A 19,400-nucleotide genomic window follows, 5' to 3' on the forward strand; every position below is an offset into this window, starting at 1 on the left:
CCCGGGACGGTGTTCGGACACCGGAGGTCCGGGGCGGACCGCGGCCCGGGGCTCCCTACAGCTCCACGCCGACCATCACGGGCTCGTTCACGAGGGTGATCCCGAAGGCCTCGGCGACTCCGGCGCGCACCTCGCGGGCCAGGGCCAGCAGGTCGGCGGTCGTGGCGCCGCCCGGGTTGGTCAGGGCCAGGGTGTGCTTGGTGGAGATGCGCGCGGGACCCCTGGTGTACCCCTTGGCGAAGCCCGCGTGCTGGATCAGCCAGGCCGCCGAGGTCTTCACCCGGCCGTCGGTGTCGGGGTAGGCGGGTGGTTCCGTGTCGGGGCCCAGCAGCGCGGCGGCGCGCTTCCCGAACTCGGTGAACTCGGACGCGGACAGGATCGGGTTGGTGAAGAACGACCCGGCGCTGCGGCTGTCGGGGTCGGCCGGGTCCAGGACCATGCCCTTGCCCCGGCGCAGCTCCAGGACGGCCTCGCGCGCGTCGGCCAGCGGAACCCGTCCGCCGACCTCCGTACCCAGCGCGCGGGCGAGTTCCGCGTACCGGACCGGCCGGCTCAACGGTGACCGGGCCAGCTCGAACACGACCTCGCAGACCACGTAGCGGGTGTGGCCCTTGAAGACGCTGTCGCGGTAGGCGAAGCCGCACTCGGCGCCGCTCAGGACGCGGTTGCGGCCCTGCTCCCTGTCGTAGACCAGGACCTCGGCGACGGTCTGGCCGACGTCCTGGCCATACGCTCCGACGTTCTGGATCGGGGTGGAGCCGACCCGGCCGGGGATGCCGGAAAGGCATTCGATCCCGGACAGGCCGTCGGCCACGCACCGCGCGACGAACGGATCCCACTCCACCCCGGCGTCCGCGCGGACCCGCACGGTGCCGCCGTCGCCGCCGGTGCTCGACACCCCCGAGGAGTCCACGTAGACGACCGTTCCCGTGAAGCCCTCGTCCGCCACGACCAGGTTGCTTCCGCCGCCCAGGACCAGCAGCTCCGCGCCCTCCGCGGCGTCCACCGCGCGCACCGCGTCGACCAGCTCGGCTGTGCTGGTCACCGGCTGGAAGGTCTCGGCGGGGCCGCCGAGCCCGAGCGTCGTGTACTCGGCGAGCGGCACGTTGCGGACGGGGGCAGTGGGCACGGTGGACACCTCTGGTCGGGCTGCGGTGGAACGGTCGTCTCGGTTTCGGGGTCAGGCCAGGCGCACCACGGCGGTGGAGCGCGCCAGCACCTTGGCCCCGGCGGAGCGGGCGGTGATGGCGACCACGACCAGGTTGTCGTCGCGCTTCCGGGTGACGACGCCGCTGACCACGAGCTCGGCTCCCGTGTCGTCGTCGGGGACCACGACGGGGTTGGAGAAGCGGACCCCGTACTCCACGACCGCGCCGGGGTCGCCGGTCCAGTCGGTGATCAGGCGTCCGGCCTGGGCCATGGTGAACATGCCGTGCGCGATCACGTCGGGCAGGCCGACCTCGCGGGCGAACCGCTCGTTCCAGTGGATCGGGTTGAAGTCGCCGGAGGCCCCCGCGTACCGGACGAGGTCGGGGCGGCGGACGGGGAAGACCCACTCGGGCAGCTCGGTTCCCACTTCGACGTCTGCGTAACGGACGGAGGCGGTCATCTGCGCGGCTCCCCTACTTCTTCTCGGCCGGTTCGGCACCGGCGCGCACGACGAGCATGTTGACGGCGGTGACGACGTGTTCGCCGTCGACGGTGGCGATCTCGCTCTCCAGCGTGATCATCTCGGTGCGGCCCAGCGCCTTGATGTCGCTGACCGTGGTGCGGCAGGTCACCACGTCCCCGGCCTGCAGGGGACGGCTGTAGCGGAAGTCCTGAGCCCCGTGCACCACCATGGAGAAGTCCAGGCGCAGCCCAGGGTCCGCGACGGCCTGGCCGACGCCCTCCATGTCGAGGATGATGGGGAAGGTCGGCGGGGCGACGACGTCGGTGTACCCGGCGGCCTTCGCGCTGTCCCGGTCGCGGTAGACCGGGTTCGGGTCCGAGATCGCGTCGGCGAACTCGCGGATCTTGCCCCGCGTCACTTCGTAGGGCTCGGGGGCCTCGTACACCCGCCCCAGGTAGTCGCGGTTAATCGCCATCGACGTCCTCTCAGTGTGTGTTCTCGCCGCGCCGGACCGCGCCAGCCGGGACGGAGCCCGCGCCACAACACTAGTAGCCCGGTGAGCTCTGGGAGCTCACCGGGCTACTGGGGAAGTCCAGACCGTTTCCGGCTCGAACCTGAAGAATCCGCCGCGACCGCAGGGCCGCTCCGCTCGCCTCTTCTCTCACGAGAGGGCGGGACACCGGCTAGCGGGTCTCCTTGTGCGCCTGGTGCGTACGGCAGTTCCGGCAGTACTTCTTCAGCTCAAGACGGTCGGGGGTGTTCCGACGGTTCTTGCGCGTGATGTAGTTACGGTGCTTGCACTCCTGGCAGGCCAGGGTGATCTTCGGCCTCACGTCGGTGGCAGCCACTTTGGAGTGCCTTTCTCGCTGAACAACATACGAACACTGAAAAAAACCCACGGGAACCCCTGATTTGATCAGGGGTCTCGCAGGCAGTAGCGGAGGCCGGACTTGAACCGACGACACAGCGATTATGAGCCGCTTGCTCTACCGACTGAGCTACTCCGCCTAGACCGGGATTCCGAACTTACCCTCACGAGGGTACCGGAGCCCAGACTGACCGGCGATCGATATTTCGCCGACCACCCACCTGAGTGGATCGGATCTCAATCAAGTGGTGGAGCCCCTTTACGGAATCGAACCGTAGACCTTCTCCTTACCATGGAGACGCTCTGCCGACTGAGCTAAAGGGGCGCGCTTCCGTGGCTTCCCCCCTGCGGGGTTCCGCCCTTCGCGATGTCTTGAATATACATGGGTTGCGGGGTGCTCTGCCAACTCGGACGCCGCGCGCCCCCCTGCGGGGGTCGAAGGGGGTCGTCCCCCTGGGCGGAACCGCATGGGTTGCGGGGTGCTCCGCAGACCCGGACGCCGCGCGCCCCGCGGGTTCCTACTCCGCGACCCAGACGTTGGACATGGCGTCGCGCTGGATGGTGCGGATGGAGGCGGGAAGACCGAGTCTGCGCAGGGCGTCGACCAGGCGGGTGTCGTGCGTGAAGACGACGATCTGGCGGTGCCGCCCGACCTCGGCGAGCACCGCCGAGAGCCCTTCCACGGTCTCGGTGTCCATCGCCTGGACGGGGTCGTCCAGCAGCAGGAATCCGAAGGGGTTTCCGGGCACGAGGGTGCGCGGCAGGCAGATGGACAGCGCGAGGGCCTGGAACTCACCCTGGCTGAGCAGCCCGGGAGCGTTGTCCGCCCCCTCGGTGCCGTCCACGCTGACGTCGACCGCGACCCGCCGCTGGGCTCCCCTTCCGACCAGGCGCAGCGCCTCGAGGTCGATGTGCCGCTCCTGGCGCAGCCGCCCCCAGACCTTCTCGGACTGGGCGGCCAGGGGCCGCAGGCGCTCGGCCCGCAGTTCGCGGGCCAGGGCGGTGAACCAGTCGAGGGCGCGTACGGCGGGCTCCAGTGTCTCGCGGGCTTTGACGGCCTCGCGGGCGTCCTCCAGCCACGCCCCCAGCTGCTCGGCGACCTCGGCCCAGCCGTCGGTGGGGTCGCTGAGCCGCTCCGTGGCGGCCTTGCGCGCGGCGATCGCGGCCGAGCGCAGCCGCCGGCCGGTGGTGTCGATGTGCGCGGCCAGTTCGCCGAGGTCGGTGATCTCCGCTCCGGCCGCCCAGTCGGCCCAGATCAGGCCCAGTTCGCTGTCGGGAGGAAGCCAGGAGGGCGGCGGGGCCATCAGGAAGCGCGCCTGGTCCCGGGCGTCCTCGGCGCGCTGGTGGGCGGCCGCGGTGCTCGCCGCGACGGGCTCCAGCTTGGCGATCTCGGCCCGGGCGCGGTACACCCAGGCGGTGCCGAGCGCGTCGGTGGATCCGCACGTGGGGCAGTCGGTCTCGGCCGGGTGGCGTTCGTGGTACTCCAGAGCCTGGCGCAGCAGCTCGACGACGCCGCGCGCGCGGTCGCCCTTGGTGCCCGCGGCCATGGCGGTCTCCATGGCCGCGCCGCGCAGCTCGCTGACCACATCGGTCATGAGCGCGCGCTCGGGCACCGCCAGACGGCGCAGGCGGCGCAGCACGACCTGCTGGGCGGGGTCGCTGGGGCCGTTGTCGGCGGCGATGGCGGCGAGCCGGCCGAGGTCGGTGGAGGGCGCGGTCAGGATCTCGACGGCCCTGCGCGCCCTGGGGTCCGTGGAGGCGCGCAGTTGCTCCAGGAGGTAGGACAGGTCGCGGGCGGGCCTGTCCACGGCCTTGGCCAGCTTGTCGCAGGCCTTGGCGAGGCGGCGCTCGGTCTCGGTGAGCTCGGTCAGGCCCAGCAGCGCGGTGAGCGTGTCGTACAGCTCGGCGGAGCGGCCGGTGACGGTGCGGCCGAGCTCGTCGTAGGAGAGGAAGGGCCGGTAGCGGGAGAGGTCGTCGCCCCAGCCGAGGCTGGCCAGCGATCCGGTCTCGCCGTTGGGCAGGACGACCTCGCCGCGCGCGGACCGGACGCTCTCGCCGGCCCAGGAGCGGGTGACCCGGGTGGCGGCGTGCTCCCCGGAGCGCTGGAGCTCGACGGTGATCTCGGTGGTGTCGTCGAAGTGCAGGTTGCGCCAGCCGTCCCGCCACGCGGCGGGCATGCCGTCCCAGCGGACGTTCCGGCCGGTGAGAGCGGCTTCGACGGCTTCGGCGAAGCTGGACTTGCCCGAGCCGTTGCGGCCCACGATCACGGTCAGGCCGGGACCGGGCGGGAACTCGAGGGTGGCGGCGCGTCCGATGCCGCGGAACCCCTGGACCCGGACGCGGTTGAGGTAGCAGCGGCGGGCGTGCTGCACCGGCTGCACGGGCTCGGCGGGGAGCGGCAGGTCGAAGGTCTCGCCGCGGGCGCAGGCGGCGAGGGCGTCCTCGCCGTGGGCGGCCGCGGCCACCCACTGCCGGGCGGCGGGGTCGAGGGGGGACCGGGAGAGCCGGTCCCACAGGGAACCGGTCGGGGCGGACGCCGCTCTCCGCCGTCTCTGGGGTTCCGAGGGGAACCCCGCCTGGGACGTCGTCACCGTCGTCACAACACCTGCTCCGTTCGTGGCCTCGCCTTTGCAGATTAGGGCAGACGGGATGAAACCAGTAGTGGGATCCGGAAGTTCGGGACCTCCGCGCCCCCGCTCCACGGCCGCGCGCCGGGGCCGCCCCGGGCGCGCGGGTCGGCCCCGCGGCGGTCGTCACACTCCGTTGAGGCGGCGCCGGTTACCGTCCCAGGTGAAGTGCAGGGTGGCGATGCCGGGTTCGGCGGGGTCGCGCAGGCACTCGTAGATGTGCAGTCGCGGGACGTTCGGGAAGCACCCCCAGACGCGTTCCGAGGTGAGCACGAAGTCGAGGTCGAGTTCGACCAGCATGCCGAGCAGGCGGCCGTGGGTGGGCTCGTCGACCTTGGCGAAGGCGTCGTCGAGCAGGATGAGCCGGGGCGTCCGGGGCTCGTCCAGGGCGAGCGCGCCGAACTGCGCGGCCGCCGCGGCGAACAGCACCAGGTAGGCGATGACGCGCTGCTCGCCCTGGCTGAGCGCGGTGCGGTGGGTGAGGCGGCGCTCGCGCTCGGGGTGGGCGGCGTCGGTGACGTAGACGGTGAAGGAGAACCAGGAGCGGTAGTCCAGGGCGGCGCGCAGCTGGGCGCCGCCGGTGGCGGTGGGGTCGAGGCGGCGGATGGCCTCGATACAGCGGCGCAGGGCGTCGCGCAGGCGGGTGGTCTCGACCCGGGTTCGCTGCTCGGCTGGGCGGCGCAGCAGCGGGACCACCGCGTGGATGTCCTCGTCGGCGTCGGGGGCGAGCCGCCAGTCCAGGCGCACGCCCAGGCCCTGGGAGGTGGTGACGTCTCCGAGGACGCTGTTCATGGTGGCGATGAGTTCGCGGGCCTCGTCGATCTGGCGGGACAGGTGGCCGGCGAGTTCGCCGAGGAGGTGCCGCTCGTAGGCCTCCTCCTCGCGTACCGCGGCGGTCTCCTCGGCTTCGGCGATGCCGGCGCGCAGGAGTTCGGCGTAGTCGGTGATGTCGTGCGCGCCGTGGTCGTCGTGCACGGTGACGCGCTTGACCCCCGCGGGCTCGGTGAGCTCGGTGCGGGCGCCGAGGGCGGCGTCGGCGGTGAGCCCCCGGTGGAGCTCCTCACGGGCCCGCAGGATCCCGCTGTCGTCGACGTCGTCGCCCTCGGGGTCGAGACCGGTTTCGATCGCCGAGACGAGGGCGCTGAGCGCCTGGACCCGCTTGGTGAACTCGTCGCCGCGCTCCGGGTCCTGCTCGGCGGCGTCGTGGGCGGCGATGGGCCCGTCCTCGTCGGCGAGCTCGGTGAGACCGGCCGCGGTCAGCAGGCCGTGGTCGACGCCGCCCGCGGGGAGGGCCAGCACGGCGCGCAGCCGCGCTCCGGCGGCGAGCGCCCGACGGGCCTGCTCGGCGCGTTCGACGGTCGCGGTGCCCCGCCGGGACTCGGCGGCGACCCGCTCGTCCCGGGCACGCTGGGCGGCGCGTTCGAGTTCGGGCAGCCGCTCGTCGGCGGCGCGGGCGCGGGCGCGGACCTGGGTGACGGCCGCCTCGACCTGGGCCGGGTCGGCGGCGCGGGCGCGGTCGGTGAGCTCGGTCTCGCGGCGGACGGTGATCATGTCGCCGATGGCGGCGGTGCGGGCGTCCTCGGCGAGGACCCTGGCGTCGCGGGCGCGCTTCCACTCGGCGACGTGCCGGTGGTAGTCCTCCAGGCGGCCCGCGAGGACCTCCAGGTCGCGGTGGGCGGAGGAGATCTGGACGCGGAGCGCGCCCAGGGCGTTCCGGACCTTGGTGAGTTCGTCGTGGTCGACGGGCAGGCCCTGTTCGAGTGCGGGACCGACGAGGGCCGCGCGCAGGGAGAGCGCGGTCTTCCGGGCGCTGTCCGCTGCGGCGCGCGCGGCCGCGTGCTCGCGGACGGCGTCGGCGAGCCAGGCGCGGGCGTCGTCCAGGACGGCCCAGGCGGCGGTGAGCTCGGCGCCCGAGGGGACGGAGCGGTTGATCCGGATGAGGCTGTCGTTGCGGTTGTCGATGTCGGCGCGGCGCTCCTGGGCCTCGGCGAGCAGCGCCTTGGCCATCTCGATGCGCCGTTCCGCCTTGGCGCGGTGGCGTTCGAGGGTCTCGGCGCGGGCGTCCTCGCCGATGTACTCGGCGGCGGCCTTGTGGTGCGAGCCTCCGGCGACGCCGAGCCGCCAGCGCCCGTCGAGGGAGACCGTGTTCTCCTGGCGGCGGCGCCGGGGGCCCGTGGTGGCCTGGAACCAGGACTCGGTCGGCCGCGCCTCGGGCTCCTCCCCTCCGTTCTCGAGGCGGATGGAGGAGAGGATGGCGATGACGGAGGCGCGGCCGGCCGGCGACTCGGGCTCGTCGAGGGGGACGAGCGCGTCCAGGAGGGTGTGGCCGCGCAGGGGCTCGCCGGGGCTGAGCAGGAGGTCCCGGGTGTCGGAGTCGACGACGGTGCCGTCGGGCGTGACGAGTCCGGCGAGGAGACCGGACGCCTCCAGGGCGGCTTCGAGCCCGGCGCGTTCGGCGGGGCCGAGGTGATCGGCGAAGTCGACGGCGAGGTGCAGGGGGGTGCCCGCGTCGGGGGTCCGGGGGGCGGTGGCCCAGGCCGGGCGGGGGGCGGTGACGTGCGCGGCGTCGTCGGCACGGCGCTCGGCGAGCTCGTCGAGCTCGGTGGCGAGGTCGCGCTCCTCGCCGAGGGCGGTGTCGCGGCTCTCGCGGACCTCGCGCAGCAGCGGGTCGACGATGACGTGGGCGTCGCGGGTGACGGTCTCGGGCAGGTCGGCCGGCAGGACGCGGAGGGCGTCGTCGAGGGGCAGTTCGACGCGTTCCTCGAGGGCGTCCAGGGCCGCGGTGATGTCGGTGTCGGGGGCGGCCGCGCGCAGGGCGTTGCACCACTCCCGGATGTCGGCGGCGTAGGCGGTGCTGGCCTCGCGGACGCCTTCGATGGCGGCGCGCTCCCGTTCGCGGGCGCGTTCGACGTGGCCGTCGCCCCACTCGGCTTCGCTGTTGAGCGCGGCCTCGCGGCGTTCTGCGACGCCCAGGGACAGAGCCCGCTGGTACAGGTCGGCGGCGGTGGTCTCGCGTTCGGCCGCGGCCGCGTCGGCGCGGCTGAGCCTGTCGTGGAGTTCGGAGAGGCGCCTGCGCAGGTTGGCGACTTCGATACCGGGCACGGGCGGGCGTTCGACGGCTTGTTCGAGCCCTTCGAGGTTGACCTGGGTGACGCTCTCCCGGGGGGCGAGGGTGACGCGGACGGTCTGCGGGACCTCCCCGACGGAGTCGACCGCCAGGCCGGAGAGGCGGGCCGCGTCGCGCAGGCCGATGTGGAGGCGGCGCAGTCCGCTGATGCCGCGTTCGATGGCCGCGATGTCGGTGCTGAGGCGGGTGTCGGCCTGCTGCTCGGTGGTGCGCGCGTGGTCGCCCGCGGCCCAGGCGGCCTCGGCCGCGCGGATGTAGGCCGACACGGCGGCGTAGCGGGCCTTCCGCTCGGCCTCCTGGGGCTCGGACCCGCCTTCGCCGCCCGCGCTGAGGGTGTCGGCGTCGGAGGCGGCGGTGTCGCGGCCGCGGCGCAGGCGGTCGCGCTCCTCCTGGACGGCGCTCTCGGCGGAGACGAGGGCGTCGAGTTCGGTCTCGAGGCGGGCGAGCTCGGTGTCCCGCTCCTCGAAGGCGTCGGTCTGGGCGCGTACGAGCCTGGTCTGCTCGCGCAGGACGCCGTGCAGGTAGCCGCGGTAGTCGCCGAGGAAGTCGGCGGTGTGCTCCTGGGCGGTGCGCAGGGCGGACAGGCGGGCGCGGGCGGCGTCGAGGTCGGTGATGTTGCGGGCGACCTCGTCCAGGACGGCGTCGTCCATGGGCGGCAGCGCCTCGGCGAGCACGGAGACGAGTTCGCCCGCTTCGAGGCGTTCGCCGACGGTGGGGCGGCGCAGCCGGTAGAGCAGGTGGATGAGGTTGCGGTACCGCATGTGGTCGTCGAGGCCGAACAGGTCGCGCATGACCCGGGTGCGGTAGCCGAGGGCGGTGTCGTAGCAGTTGTCCGGGCCGAGCGCGGTGCGCAGGCGCTCGATGGACAGGGGGCGGCCGTTCTCGACGAGGGCGAGGTCGTCGCCGACGCGGCGGTCGGTGACGAAGAACACGGAGCGGGCCTCGGGCTGGTCGGGCGAGGCGGTGATGGCGGCGCCGAGGGTGCGCCGCTGCGGCTGGTCGTCCTCGTCGCGGCGGGTGAACTCGACCCACAGGTACCCCAGGGTGGTGTCGCCCGCCCCGGTGGCGGTCCCGCCACCGGTCTCGGTGGCGGTGCGCCCCTCGAGCATCAGCCAGCGCAGGCTGGTGCGGCTGGTGCCGGTGGTGTCGAGGCGCCGGGCGTCGCCGTCGAGCAGGAAGGGCAGCAGCATCTCCAGGGCCTTGGACTTGCCGGCGCCGTTGCGTCCGCGCAGGAGCAGGCGTCCGTCGGCGAAGTCGAAGACGTGGTCGTCGTACTGCCAGACGTTGTGGATTCCGGCGCGTTCGAGCCGATAGCGCTTGGGGAGGGTCGTGTCCTGCTGGTTCATCGGCCGTCCTCCACTCCGTACCGCTCGTCCTGGTGCACACCGCGCCGGACGGCCGGCGCGCCGGGGGTGGTGACATTCTCCCGGATGCGCGGGGTACTCGGGGCGACCGCCGTCCGCGTTCCGCGGACGGTCGCGGGGCGTCGCCCGACGGCCCTCCGCGTCTTCACTCGGTACCGCCGACCTGCGCGGGGACGGCATCGCGGTAGCGGGCCGCGGCCGCGAGGAGCCGCCAGCCGTCCATGGGGTCGTCGTCGAGGCCGCCCCCGTCGGGGGCGTGCTCCAGCAGACGGCTGTCGACGAGCAGGCGCAGGACGCGCTCGGTGAGGGCGTCGGGGTCGGGGACGTGACTGGTCGCGGTGCGCGTCCAGTCCCGGGTGGCGTCGTCGTCGACGGCCGCGGCGAGTCCGGCGCGCAGCAGGCCGGCGGGGATCGGGACGGCGTGGCTGAAGGGCGGGGGCGCGAGCGCGGCGGTGAGGCGGGCCAGGAGGGTCAGGGCGGCCCTGCCGACCGGTCCGCTGCCGGGGAAGGCCGGGTGCTGGTCGGTTCCGCGGGCGTCGGCCGCGGCGTCACCGGGCATGACCAGGGCCACGCCCTCGGCGCGGATCTCGGCCTCGCAGCCCAGCAGTTCGGTGAGTTCGGCGGCGGCGCGCCACTGGTGGCCGGTCAGCCGGGCCCGGTGGGCGGGCGCCAGTTCCGCGCGGTAGACGACGGTGGTCTCGGCCAGGAGCCTGCGCAGGGTGAGCTCTGCGGCGCGGTCGTCCGGGGCCGCGGCGTCGTTCTCGGCGCGCGCGATGAAGGCGCGGGGGTCGGCGGTGGCGTGCGGCGGGTGGGCCGGGATCCGCGCGGCGATCGCGTGGTCGACGGCGAGGCCGACCTCGGCGGAGCCGTCCACGGCGTAGTCGGCCAGGTCTCCGCTGGTCACGGTGAGGGCGCCCCAGGAGGCGAGCCGGACGAGGCCGGCGACGAAGGCGCGGCGTTCTCCGAGCCTGGACTCGGGGTCGAGGTCGAGTCCGGCCTCGTCGGCGGCCTCGCGTACGGCGGCGGCGAGTTCGGTGACGGCGGTCCGGGGCGCGGTCTCGGCGAGCGCCGCCAGGGTGAGCGCGAGGTAGGTGTAGGCGCGGGGGGTGAAGGGCGCTCCGCTGGCCCGGTGCAGGGGAGTCGCGACGGCGCGGACGAGGCCGGACTTGACGAGGCGGGCGTGGTCGTCCGCGACGGTCAGGTCGTAGCCGAGGACGCGCTCGAAGCTCCGGATGAGCCAGTCGGAGTGGGCGTGGACGAGCGCGAAGTCCTCGGGGTGGCTGCGGGCGGTGATGATCGGATCCGCCAGCAGGCGGCGGGCCGCCGCCTGGCGCTCGATGGTGAGCGCGATGTCCTCCTTGGCCGCCACGGTCTGGCGTCACCTTCCTGACTGGTGTGTGCTCGGGGTGCTGCTGTCGTCGCTGTCGCCGGTCCGGCGTTCCCCGGGGGCTCTCGGACGGGCCGGCGCCGGTCCGCGGCCGCGCCTCCCCGTCGGGGTGTTTCGCGGGGCCCCGCGCTGAGGGGGGAACGGGCCCGGAGCGGTTCGGGGGGCACGGCCTAGGCCCCGCCGGAGTCGTCGTCCGGCTCGGGTGCGGTGTCGCCGACGCCCGCCTCCGGCTCTCCGTCGTCCTCCGGTCCGAGCTCACGCCGCGCGTAGGGGGTGGCGCGGAGCCGCAGGCCCTCAAGGGTGAGGTCGCCGCCGTCCTCGCCGATGGAGAGGACCGCGGAAGGGGCGTAGCTGACGTGCAGCCGGATGTCGAGTTCGAGGTCTCCCGCGGTGACGGGCCCGGTGGTGGCGTCGCCGGAGCCCAGGGCCCTGGTGAGCAGCTCCATGAGAACGCCCAGCGCGGATTCGGTCATCGTGAGCCGACCGGTCTCGGGGGTGAGGCCGGCCAGCAGCGAGCGGACCTCTCCCGCGGCCGAGCGGCGCCAGTGGGCCGCCGCCTCGGCGGCGTCGCGCAGCCGCGCCTGCTGCTCGCTGTGGTCCTCCACCGGCGCGAGCACGCCGCGCGCGCCGGGCCGCAGCATCGCGGACGTGTCGGCGGCGGGCGCGCTCCACCAGCTGTCGGCGGCCGCGGCGTCCTCGGTGCCGCCACCCAGATGCCTGGCGGGGTGGACGGCGAACGCGGCGGTGAAGAGCGCGTGCGCGGTGTCGTCGTCGGCCCCGTCGAACCAGGCCGCCAGCCGCAGCATGGCGGCCCGCCCGTGCGGCGCTCCCGCCCGCTGGCGCTCCTGCTCCCGGTTCACTGAATCACCCACACCTCAGCAGACTAAAGACCTCCCGCTCCTCCCGCGTCCCGAATCCCCTGAGATCTGGCTCGCCATCGCCCGAAATCCAAGTTGTGACCTGCCGTTTCACCGCCCACAAACACCGAAGGGGCCCGTGTCCCCCGGTACACGGGCGTTCCGGTACTTCCACCGTGATCACGTGATTCTCCCGGCGCCTGTCAAGGGGGCATGGGAGGAAACCACGGGATCACGGGGAGGCGTCGGCGTAGGCCGCCGCCCGGTCGATGGTCGCCGGCGCCTCCGGCACGGCGCGAACGCCGGCGGGAGGCACCGGCGGAGGAGGTCCGTCCCGACCGGGACGGCCCGGCCGCGCGGCGGGGCGTCACCGGGCCGTCCGGGACGAGGGCGCTAGCGGCCCGGCTTGGCGTAGTCGCCCTTGCCCTGCTCCCAGTCGACGATGGTCACGGCCTCGTCGCCGACCACCCAGGCGTCGTGCCCCGGCGCGACCCGCATGACGTCGCCCGGCCCGCAGTCGATCTCGGTTCCGTCGGCCATCCGGACGTGCAGCGTCCCGGACATGACGTGACCGAAGTGGGAGAACATGCACAGGTCCGTGCCCGCGATCGGCTTGACGTTCTCCGACCACCGCCAACCCGGCTGGAACACCGCGCGGTCGATCTCGCGCCCGCCGATGTTGAGCACCTCCAGGCGGCCGTTGCCGAACTCGCGCACCTCGTCGGCGTCGTCGAAGCCGCGGCACTCCGCTCCTTCGGCCGTCTCCGCCTCGTCCCACGCCTGGACGGTGGACTGCCGCACGATCCGGCCGTCCCTCAGGTCGAGCATCGACATGGACATGACCTTCGTGCCGTCGGGGTAGGAGCACCGCTCGACGTAGGCGGCGTGGTCGCCCTCGACCACGCACTGCTCCAACTGGTGGGTCATGTCCCGGGAGAAGACCTCCCGCAGGGTCTGCTCGATCTCGGGGCGGCCGTGCAGCCTCATCGGCGCGCTCGGCGGCCGGGTCTGGTCGATCATCGTGTAGTCGGCGTCGTCGGTGAACTTGGCCACCAGCGCGTCGGCGTCGCGGTCCTCGATCGCGTGGCGCAGTTCCTCCTGGAGGGACATGGCGCTGCCTCCTTCTCGCGTACCTGCTCCGGGCTCCGGCACTCCCAGCCTGCTCCCCGGCCCGTACCGTTTTGGCCCAAGCCGCGGTCATCTCTTGCCGAAGAATCACGCCGCCGGCGCAGGGCCGGACGGTCCCGGTCAGCGGGGGCGCTCGGCGGACACCCGGTCGAAGGCCGCCTCCAGGGCGTCGGTGATCTCCGCCTTCCCGCTTCCGACGGCGACCAGCGCGGTGCGGTAGCAGGCGGCGCCCAGGCCCGCGGCGAGGGTGGCGGTCTCGGGGGTGGCCCCGTGCCGTACCAGCAGCTCGACGACGGCCTCGACGTACCGCTGCTCCTTCAGCAGGTTCCGCGCGTACAGGGCCTGGTTGCCCCTGATCAGCTCGTCGCGCAGCCCCGCCCACTCCCGGTGGCGGGCGATGTTCCCGGCGATCGACCGCAGGGCCTCGCGGGCGAGGACGAGCGCGGCTCCCAGCGAGTCCCCGATCGGCGGCACCCCGGACGCGGCCCGCTCGACCGTCCCGGTGAGCTCGGCCAGCATCGCGTCGTCGTCGGCGAAAAGCACCTCCTGCTTGTCCGTGAAGTAGCGGAAGAAGGTCGTCCGGCCGACCTCCGCGCGCTCGGCGATCCCGCTCACGGTCACGGCGTCGAAGCCCCGCTCCGCGAACAGGCTCATGGCCGCCTCGATGATCGCTTCCCGGGTGCGGCGCTGCTTGCGTTCGCGCAGCGAAAGGCCGCTCTGCTCATCCACGTCTGACATCCGCCCAGGCTATTCGGGCGTCCCCCTTCCCCCACAAAACGGGATCGAGTACCATTTGGAACCGAGTCCCTAATTTTTACGCGCCGGTCGCGGCGCGTCCGAACGAGAGAGTGGAAGAAATGCCACCGACCAAGTCTGTTGTCATCACCGGCGCGTCATCCGGACTCGGCCTGCACGTCGCGGTCGAGCTCGCGCGGGCGGACTGGCACGTGGTCCTGGGGTGCCGCGCCCCAGAGAGGGGGGCGGCCGCGGCGGCGCTGATCCGGGAGCGGAGCCCGGCCGCGAGCCTGGAGGTCCTGGAGATGGACCTCGCGTCCCTCGACTCGGTGCGCGCGGCCGCGTCGGCGCTGGCCACCGGCGGACGTCCGCCACTGCACGCGCTGGTCAGCAACGCGGGGGTCCAGGTGGCGAACGGCGTCAGGCGGTCCGCCGACGGCCACGAGCTGACCTTCGCGACGAACCACCTCGGCCACTTCCTGCTGATCCGGCTGTTGCTGGACCACGTCGCCGAACCGGGGCGCGTCGTGCTCGTCTCCAGCGGCACGCACATGGGACCGCGGCACAGCTTCGGCTTCCCCGCTCCGGTCTGGGCCGACCCGGCTCTGCTCGCCGACCCCGACCACTCCCCGATGGACGCAACGGGGCGGGGCGGCAGGCAGCGGTACGCCACGTCCAAGCTCGCCAACCTCTACACCACCTACGAGCTGGCCCGTCGGCTGGGAGAACGGCGGATCACCGCCAACGCCTTCGATCCCGGGCTGATGCCGCTGACCGGGCTGTCCCGCGACTACCCGACCCGGATCCGGCGGGTGTACGAGGCGCTGGGCGCGTTCTCCCCGCTGATCTTGACCTTTCCGGGGTCTCGGAGACGGCCGAGACCCCGGAAAGGTCAAGATCAGCGGGGAGGCCACCACGGAGGCGGCTCGGCCAGCGGACTTCGGAACAGGAAAGCGGACGACCCCGTGGGCAGTGTTCTCACTGCTCACGGGGTCGTCCGCTTGATGTGGCAGGTGTAGGGTTCGAACCTACGTAGGCTGAGCCGGCAGATTTACAGTCTTTCCCGCCTTGAGCACGAGCACCAGTGTCCTACCTGGTGAACGGCTTACGGTTCGTCGTCTGAGCCGGACTCATCGGTGCCGTGCCCGTTGTGTGCCCGTTTCCCTTCACCGTCGTTCGGTTGTGCCCGTTGGTCATCGAAGGAGGCGGCAACGTCGGCATCACGGCCGTCCAGGGCGCGGGCGTAGTGCCGCGTTGTCACGCTGGCGTTGGAGTGGCCGAGACGGCGAGCGGCAGCCAGTACCCCATGACGGTCGGCAACCCAACTGGCATGACTGGCCCGAAGGTCATGCGGAGTGACGCCGGTCAGTTCCGCAGACCTGACGGCGGGGTCGAAGTAGGCGCGCCGCCACGAGTTGTAGTGGAACGGCTTCTTACGAGAGCTCAGGAACAGCAGGGCGTCAGGGGCGTTGTCGGTCATCCCATCCAGGTGTTCACGGAGACGAGCGACGACGAAGGCCGGGAGGCCGACCGTCCGTTTCTGGTGTGATTTGGGCGTGTCGAACGCGTGCCGCCCCGAGATCTCGGTGAGGCTCTGCGTGACGGTCATCCACCCCTTGACGAGGTCGATGTTGAAGCGCCGCAGCGCGAAGGCTTCCCCGATCCGCAGGCCGCCGTAGGCGAGAAGCTGAATGATCAGATCGTGCGGACGACGAGCGACGGAAACCAGTCGGTCAGCCTCTTTCACGGTGAGGATGCGCGGGTCGGTCTGCGGCAGCCGAGGCAGCTTGACCCCACGGCACGGAGACACCGCGATCATGTCGTTTTCAACGGCCGACCGCATGATCTGTGACAACAGCAGGTAAGCGTGACGGATGCGCGACGCGCTCAGCCCTCGCTTTTTCATGCTGGTCATCCATTCAGCGACGGTGATGGGCCGCACGTCAGCGACCATCATGGTCCCGAAGCGCGGCAGAACCAGCGACCGCATGAGACCCCGGTAAAGAGCGACGGTCTTGGGCTTCAGGCCCGAGGCCACAGAATCGATCCAGCGCGCCCCCCAATCCCCCACGGTGACCTTGGCAGCGTCAGGGGCGATCCACTCGCCTTTGACGATCTCAGCCTCTTTGAGCGACAACCAGCGATCAGCGTCGGTCTTACGAGCGAAGGTGTGCGGAGCTGGACGGTCCTTGCCGTCCGGTCCCGGATAACGGGCCTGATACCGACCCGAAGGGAGCTTGCGGACACGGCCGAAGCGTCGTTTCTTACTCATGCCGCGCTCTCCTCTCGGGCGATCTGGCGGTTTTCGATCCGGCCCCGGTGGTGGTTGGCGGCCATCCACGCATCGACCGAATGGTCATAGCCCTGGCCGGCGAATGCGAAGGTCCCCACGATCAGGGTGGTTGCGCCGTCGTCGTCCAGGTCTCCGAGAAGGTCATCGGTGCCGGTCTGGCGGGCCTGGTGGGCGCGGTAATCGCGGCGCACCTGGCGCAAGGCCCCGAGGGTGGTGGAGTAGCGGCGGGACTTGGTGGAGAAGTGGCCCCGAAAGCCCAGCATGTGCGCCCACTCGCGCAGTTTGCGCTCTTCCAGGTCCAGGACGTCGGCCAGCGTCCAGCAGGCTTCGATGATCCGACGCTGGTGGGCGGTGACGCCGATCCGGTCGAGGTCGTCCAGGGAGCGGATGCGCCGGTCCAAGGCACCGGTGTCGGTGGTGGACTTGGTGGCGTACTTGGCGATGTACGCCGCGACCGCTTCCTCGGTCAGGCTCCCCGCGGTGAAGGCGTCGGTGGTGATGGCGTGGGTGTCGAGCTGGATCCCCCAGCGCAGGAACAGGGCGGGCAGCAGACCGGGCACCGGATCAGTCGTGACCAGTACCGCAGCGGCGGCCGAGGCCACGGCGGCATCCAGGTGCGCGACGCTCACCCAGGTCGGAGGCGGGCAGATGATGCCGTCCTTACGCATGGAGTCCAAGCGGATCACAGCGTGGAAGTGCACCACCCCGCGCGCCTGGAACTCGGCCACTTTGGCGTAGGACACCCGCACGGCGGCGTTGAACTCGGCTTGGGTCATCCCCACGGCGGCGGCCAAGTGGCGCCGCAGGTACACGGTGAAGCGTCGCCACAGCTCCCCGGCGTGGTTGTTCCACATCACCTGCCGTGCGTAGTCGTAGGCGTCCGGGTCCAGCGGAGCGCCGATCAGCGGGTCATCGGCCCGGTGATACCTGGCGCACGAGGTGCCGGAGCGGCGCGGGTGGCAGACGCGGGTCTTGCCGTCCTTGGCCGGCCCTCGGTGCACCGCCCCGAACGAGGGCGCGGTGAAGGTCGCGAACACGCGGGGGTGCTCGCGTACCCGATCGGGCACGGTCTTGCCGCCGACCAGGCCCGAGCGGATCAGCTGGAAGGTGTCGCCCTGGTAGGTGTCCGCGCAAGCCGGGCAGATCGTGGCGCGCCGGTTCCCGCACGGCACCCACAACCCGCCGCCGGGCTCTCCCTTGGAGGACCACACCGGACGGGAGTCCCCCGTGACGGCATCGACCGCGCGCAGTTCCCCGCTCAGGCGTACCGGGCAGGCGCAGCCGTGCACCCGCTTGATGCGCTCGTGCACCTGGTCGAAGTCGCCCAGCCGCAGCCGTTCGGAGATCTGGGCCAGCGGTGGCGCGGCGTGCGTGACAGAAGGGTTTTCGGGCACCATGGAGTAAGCCCCCTTCGTTCCTCGTGTTGGGTTCGTTGGGCAGGTGAGCCGAAGACCGGGGGTGTGTGGAAGCAGCCCCGGCCACGGCGATCTTCAAGGCCCCGGCACAGCGACGGTTCTTGGTCGGATTGGGCGCTGTGCCGGGGGCGAAGCTAGACGTCCTCCGGGAAAACCGGATTGGTGTCGGTGCCGACGTGCAGCCATCCCGTGTCGCCGCAGCGGCCGCAGTCGGGACGCCACGGCATCTGAACCAGGCCCGCGCCCGAGGAGATCGAGACCTGCTCGATGTCGCAGGAGTCGCAAACCACGTAGTCGTAAGCGATCGGACGGCCCCCGACCCACTCCATCGCGCTCGCCTTCACCGTGTGCGGGTAGGCGAAGGTCTCACGGCGGTAGTCCCACCAGAGGCTGTACGGGGTCATGCACCCGCAGATCCCCAGCCCTTCGAGGAGGTTGACCGCCTCCTCGCCACCGGCCACGATGCCTCGGCCCCGGCAGTCCCCGCACAGTTCCTCAGGCGCGGCACCGAACGCGCTCACCACCACCGGCAACGTCGACACGTCACCCGAGGTCAACGCTCCCTTGATCCGGGCCTCGTACTCCGCACGCGAGAGACGCCCATCCCGTTGGACCGGAACAGCCACAGCAGACGTGAGAACGGTAGGGGAAGAAACAACCAACATCTCATCTCCTGAAGTCTTATTTAGGAGTTGTCCTCCTGATGGCATGAGGATGGCATGGTTAGACAGACTCGTCAACTCCTCTTTAGGACTTGAGGAGATTTTTTCTGGTCAGGAGTACTCTTAAAGAGGTCAGGTCCTACACCCGACTAGAGCTGAAGAGGAAGCCGTCATGAGCCCAGGAGTGCCGAAGTACCACCGCATCGCCAACGAGCTACGTAGGCGAGTTCGCGACGGTGTCTATCCCCCGGGCGAGACCATCCCTGCCGAAACCGCACTGGCAGAGGAGTTCCGCGTCAGCGTCCCCACGATCCGGCAGGCCGTTTCTGTTCTTCGAGCCGAAAGCCTGTTGGAGTCCCGCCACGGGCGGGGAACATTCGTGATGGACAGCTCACGGCTTCAGCGCCAGTCGAGGCACCGTTACGGGCGGGCGCGTTCTGACAACAAGCTGCTCACCGCACACCTACGTCATGACATCGTCTTCGCTGGTCGAGGATCTTTGCCGGAGCACATCGCCAAGTACGCCGACCTTGCCCCCGGAACCGAGGTGGTGATCCGTCGCCGGAACCTCTACGACAAGGAGACGGGACGGCCGGAAGAAGTCGGTGCCAGCTACATCCCTGTTGAGACCGCCGGTGACACGTACTTGGAAAGGCCCGATGTTGTGCCCAAGGCTCTGTTCCTCTGCGTCGAGGACCTGAGCGGCAAGAGATACGCCCGAGCACGCGACTACTGGTTGTCTCGGCCTGCGACGGAGGAAGAGGCGGAGATCCTGTCCGTTCCGCAGCAGACCCAAGTGATGCACGTGACCCACGTAGCGCGAGCGGAAGACGGAACTCTTCTGGAGATCTCCGAGTCCTCTTGGCCAGCCAACCGAGTGCTCATCATCGACGAATACGACATCGAACAGGAAGCGCAAGAGCCCGAGCACCCATCGGAGATCTGAGGAGCTGTTACAGGTTTCCTTACTTGCTCAAGCCCGCGCCTGGCGGCGCGGGAAGGCGGCTGGGGCCGGGCGTGGTCTGGCGGTTTGCGGCCCCGGTGGCCCTTGGGGCGTCCCGCACCGGAGCGGGACGCCTCTGGCGTTTCTGACGTGCTGGGGGCGCGCCGTCGGCGCGGGGCGCGACCGAGACCGGGGCGGGCCGGGCGGGAGGCGTCTGGTGGTCTGTGGCGGGCGGGACGGACCCCGGGGGGGTGCTGCGGGCGGGTGGCGGGCGCGGTGGCCGGGGCGGGCGGTCGGAGCCGGGGCGGGCGGTGGTGACCGGGCGGATGGCGAAGGAGATCGAGGACCAGGAGGAGGAGGGGAAGCCGCGGGGAAGGGGTGG

The 19,400-nt window shown here is 71.8% G+C and carries 15 protein-coding genes and 2 tRNA genes; 2 read left to right on the plus strand and 15 right to left on the minus strand.

The window, feature by feature from the left end; translation table 11 throughout:
• Nucleotides 1-55 precede the first annotated feature (55 nt).
• The 12 genes from EV190_RS14900 to EV190_RS14955 form a co-directional block, all read right to left on the minus strand.
• Nucleotides 56-1,129 (minus strand): UDP-N-acetylmuramate dehydrogenase, encoded by a 1,074-nt coding sequence (locus tag EV190_RS14900; RefSeq protein ID WP_133742160.1) that lies wholly within the window; start codon nucleotides 1,127-1,129, stop codon nucleotides 56-58.
• Nucleotides 1,130-1,180: 51 nt separating this feature from the next.
• Entirely contained in the window at nucleotides 1,181-1,609 is a 429-nt protein-coding gene (locus EV190_RS14905) for a MaoC family dehydratase (RefSeq protein ID WP_133742161.1), read from the minus strand.
• Between the two features lie 13 nt (nucleotides 1,610-1,622).
• On the minus strand, nucleotides 1,623-2,087 hold the full coding sequence (locus EV190_RS14910) for a MaoC family dehydratase N-terminal domain-containing protein (RefSeq protein WP_133742162.1): 465 nt from the start codon (nucleotides 2,085-2,087) through the stop codon (nucleotides 1,623-1,625).
• Between the two features lie 208 nt (nucleotides 2,088-2,295).
• Nucleotides 2,296-2,460, minus strand: a complete 165-nt coding sequence (gene rpmG, locus EV190_RS14915) for a 50S ribosomal protein L33 (protein ID WP_133742163.1) — start codon at nucleotides 2,458-2,460, stop codon at nucleotides 2,296-2,298.
• An 87-nt stretch (nucleotides 2,461-2,547) separates the two neighbouring features.
• Nucleotides 2,548-2,620: transfer RNA gene (locus EV190_RS14920), tRNA-Met, on the minus strand.
• A gap of 109 nt (nucleotides 2,621-2,729) precedes the next feature.
• Nucleotides 2,730-2,805: transfer RNA gene (locus EV190_RS14925), tRNA-Thr, on the minus strand.
• A gap of 193 nt (nucleotides 2,806-2,998) precedes the next feature.
• Complete coding sequence (locus EV190_RS14930; RefSeq protein ID WP_208113180.1) at nucleotides 2,999-5,071, minus strand: AAA family ATPase; 2,073 nt, start codon at nucleotides 5,069-5,071, stop codon at nucleotides 2,999-3,001.
• Nucleotides 5,072-5,233: 162 nt separating this feature from the next.
• A complete protein-coding gene (locus tag EV190_RS14935; RefSeq protein ID WP_133742165.1) occupies nucleotides 5,234-9,580 on the minus strand; it encodes a TIGR02680 family protein in 4,347 nt (1,448 codons plus the stop codon).
• Between the two features lie 163 nt (nucleotides 9,581-9,743).
• Entirely contained in the window at nucleotides 9,744-10,967 is a 1,224-nt protein-coding gene (locus tag EV190_RS14940; RefSeq protein ID WP_133742166.1) for a DUF2398 family protein, read from the minus strand.
• Between the two features lie 188 nt (nucleotides 10,968-11,155).
• Nucleotides 11,156-11,857, minus strand: a complete 702-nt coding sequence (locus tag EV190_RS14945; protein WP_133742167.1) for a DUF2397 family protein — start codon at nucleotides 11,855-11,857, stop codon at nucleotides 11,156-11,158.
• A 378-nt stretch (nucleotides 11,858-12,235) separates the two neighbouring features.
• Complete coding sequence (locus tag EV190_RS14950) at nucleotides 12,236-12,952, minus strand: nuclear transport factor 2 family protein (protein ID WP_133742168.1); 717 nt, start codon at nucleotides 12,950-12,952, stop codon at nucleotides 12,236-12,238.
• A 138-nt stretch (nucleotides 12,953-13,090) separates the two neighbouring features.
• Nucleotides 13,091-13,708, minus strand: a complete 618-nt coding sequence (locus EV190_RS14955; protein ID WP_133742169.1) for a TetR family transcriptional regulator — start codon at nucleotides 13,706-13,708, stop codon at nucleotides 13,091-13,093.
• Nucleotides 13,709-13,827: 119 nt separating this feature from the next.
• Between EV190_RS14955 and EV190_RS14960 the strand changes: the two genes are divergently transcribed.
• Complete coding sequence (locus tag EV190_RS14960) at nucleotides 13,828-14,724, plus strand: SDR family NAD(P)-dependent oxidoreductase (protein ID WP_133742170.1); 897 nt, start codon at nucleotides 13,828-13,830, stop codon at nucleotides 14,722-14,724.
• An 86-nt stretch (nucleotides 14,725-14,810) separates the two neighbouring features.
• Here EV190_RS14960 and EV190_RS14965 read toward each other — a convergent pair whose 3' ends face one another.
• From EV190_RS14965 to EV190_RS23430, 3 genes are all read right to left on the minus strand, one after another.
• Nucleotides 14,811-15,977 (minus strand): tyrosine-type recombinase/integrase, encoded by a 1,167-nt coding sequence (locus EV190_RS14965; RefSeq protein WP_133742171.1) that lies wholly within the window; start codon nucleotides 15,975-15,977, stop codon nucleotides 14,811-14,813.
• Nucleotides 15,974-17,395, minus strand: coding sequence for a replication initiator (locus EV190_RS14970; protein WP_133742172.1), 1,422 nt, complete (start codon nucleotides 17,393-17,395; stop codon nucleotides 15,974-15,976). The genes EV190_RS14965 and EV190_RS14970 overlap by 4 nt, the downstream gene beginning before the upstream one ends.
• Nucleotides 17,396-17,547: 152 nt before the next feature.
• Nucleotides 17,548-17,955, minus strand: coding sequence for a hypothetical protein (locus EV190_RS23430; RefSeq protein WP_166655463.1), 408 nt, complete (start codon nucleotides 17,953-17,955; stop codon nucleotides 17,548-17,550).
• A gap of 292 nt (nucleotides 17,956-18,247) precedes the next feature.
• On the opposite strand from EV190_RS23430, the gene EV190_RS14980 reads away from it, so the two are divergent.
• A complete protein-coding gene (locus EV190_RS14980; protein ID WP_133742174.1) occupies nucleotides 18,248-19,021 on the plus strand; it encodes a GntR family transcriptional regulator in 774 nt (257 codons plus the stop codon).
• The last annotated feature ends 379 nt before the right edge of the window (nucleotides 19,022-19,400 follow it).

Source organism: Actinorugispora endophytica (assembly GCF_004363075.1).
In the GTDB taxonomy this organism is placed as follows: domain Bacteria; phylum Actinomycetota; class Actinomycetes; order Streptosporangiales; family Streptosporangiaceae; genus Actinorugispora; species Actinorugispora endophytica.